This window comes from Protofrankia coriariae, from assembly GCF_001017755.1.
Taxonomy (GTDB): Bacteria; Actinomycetota; Actinomycetes; order Frankiales; family Frankiaceae; genus Protofrankia; species Protofrankia coriariae.
This window is the reverse complement of record NZ_JWIO01000010.1, coordinates 25,863-27,256: the sequence shown is the minus strand read 5'-3', so window position 1 is coordinate 27,256 and position 1,394 is coordinate 25,863. Positions and strand designations below refer to the sequence as shown.

Below are 1,394 nucleotides of genomic sequence, written 5' to 3'. Positions count from 1 at the left end.
GGCCGGCGACCACCCGCCGCGGCCGGGTAGCACCCCGGTCGGAGAGGCCGAGGTGGGAATGTTCCGCGCCGGTGTGGCCCTGGCAATGGGAGACGGGATCGCTGCGGAACGCTGGTCCCTGGCCTCCACCGACGCCTACGGGATGACGGCGGGGACCTTCTGCACCGAGGAACAGGCCCACGCCCGGCTCAGCCTGTCCATCGCCTACCTGCGTCGACCCAACCCGGAACCGGACACGGCGGCCACCATCGGTGTACAGGTGCTCGAAACGCTGGCGGCGCATCCCACGCACACCGTGGCGCTGAAGGCACGCCGGCTCGCGGGTTTCTTCCAGCCGGCGCATCGGCAGATCCCCGCCGTACGCGAGTACAGCGCGCTGGTCCGCGGCATGCCCGTAGCGGCGTTGACCTCCGGAGACGAGCCGTGACCCTCGCCCTGGACGTACCGACGATCGTCACAGACCGGCTGGTCCTACGCTGCATCGACGCGGCCGACCTCAACCGGTGGGTCGAGATCGCCTCCAAGCCGGAGTTCTACCGCTACCTCAGCGGCCCAACGGACCGGGCGTCGGCATGGCGGAACATAGCGTTGCAACTCGGTCACTGGGTTCTGCGCGGATATGGCCTGTGGGCTGTCGACGAGACGGCTACCGGCTCCATGGTGGGCAGGGTCGGCCTGTGGGGTGAGGAAGACTGGCCGGGGGTGGAAGCGGTCTGGTTCCTCGACCCTGCCGTGTGGGGCCGCGGGTACGCGACGGAGGCGGGCGCGGCGGCCGTCCGGTTCGCCTTCGAGAAGGTCGGCACGGACGAGGTGATCTCGGTGATCCGACCGGACAACGTCCGGTCAGTCCGAGTCGCCGAACGGCTCGGGAAGACCTTCCAACGGACGGAACACCTCCACGGCGCTGACAAGTCCGTCTACGCGATCACCCGGGGCGAGTGGGAGGCCCGTACTGACAGGTGAACTCCGGCATGTGCCGGATGGAGCGTCGTTGCGCTGCCTGCTGGCGGAGCTCCGCCACAACCCGGTCATGCTGGGCATTCCGCTCGAGGCGGTGGGCGGCGCACAGAACATCATCGGGCGGTTGGGGTCCGGTGCAGTCGTCGTGCTCGCAGGTCACATAGCAATCTTGCTACCCGGCGAGATGGGCCGCGAGGGTGTAGGCGGCGTGGCGGTCGAGGTTGTGTCGGGCCCGGTCGTATCGGCGGGTGGTGCGCGGGTCGGCGTGGCCGGCGGCGTCCTGGACGTCGCGCAGGCTCACCCCGGCGTCCAGCGCGAGCGTGACGAAGCTGTGCCGGAGGCTGTGCGGGCTCAGCTTGTCCGCGCTGGTGATGCCCGCGGCCCGGGCCAGCCGGCGGATCAGCCGGAACACGGCGGGTTCGTCCATCCGCCTG

Annotated in this window: 4 protein-coding genes (1 of these 4 only partly in view); 3 read left to right on the top strand and 1 reads right to left on the bottom strand. The window is 70.2% G+C overall.

All coding sequences use genetic code 11. The features are described 5' to 3' along the window. The 3 genes in view from FrCorBMG51_RS08445 to FrCorBMG51_RS08440 are tightly spaced (at most 22 nt apart) and all read left to right on the top strand, a layout consistent with a single transcriptional unit that may run on beyond the window. Window positions 1–30: the final stretch of a helix-turn-helix domain-containing protein gene (locus tag FrCorBMG51_RS08445; protein WP_052914485.1), read on the top strand. 894 nt of this gene lie to the left of the window's left edge; 30 of the gene's 924 nt are visible here — the last part of the coding sequence; its start codon lies beyond the left edge, outside the window; its stop codon occupies window positions 28–30. A 22-nt stretch (window positions 31–52) separates the two neighbouring features. Then, complete coding sequence (locus tag FrCorBMG51_RS24910; RefSeq protein ID WP_200902382.1) at window positions 53–427, top strand: hypothetical protein; 375 nt, start codon at window positions 53–55, stop codon at window positions 425–427. After that, entirely contained in the window at window positions 424–963 is a 540-nt protein-coding gene (locus FrCorBMG51_RS08440; protein WP_052914483.1) for a GNAT family N-acetyltransferase, read from the top strand. The genes FrCorBMG51_RS24910 and FrCorBMG51_RS08440 overlap by 4 nt, the downstream gene beginning before the upstream one ends. Before the next feature lie 169 nt (window positions 964–1,132). Here FrCorBMG51_RS08440 and FrCorBMG51_RS32470 read toward each other — a convergent pair whose 3' ends face one another. Continuing rightward, window positions 1,133–1,387, bottom strand: a complete 255-nt coding sequence (locus FrCorBMG51_RS32470; protein ID WP_268760544.1) for a tyrosine-type recombinase/integrase — start codon at window positions 1,385–1,387, stop codon at window positions 1,133–1,135. Between the last annotated feature and the right edge of the window lie 7 nt (window positions 1,388–1,394).

Excerpts from the sequence above, each read along its gene's own strand:
- FrCorBMG51_RS32470 (WP_268760544.1), bottom strand. The coding sequence starts at position 1,387 with ATGGACGAACCCGCCGTGTTCCGGCTGATCCGCCGGCTGGCCCGGGCC.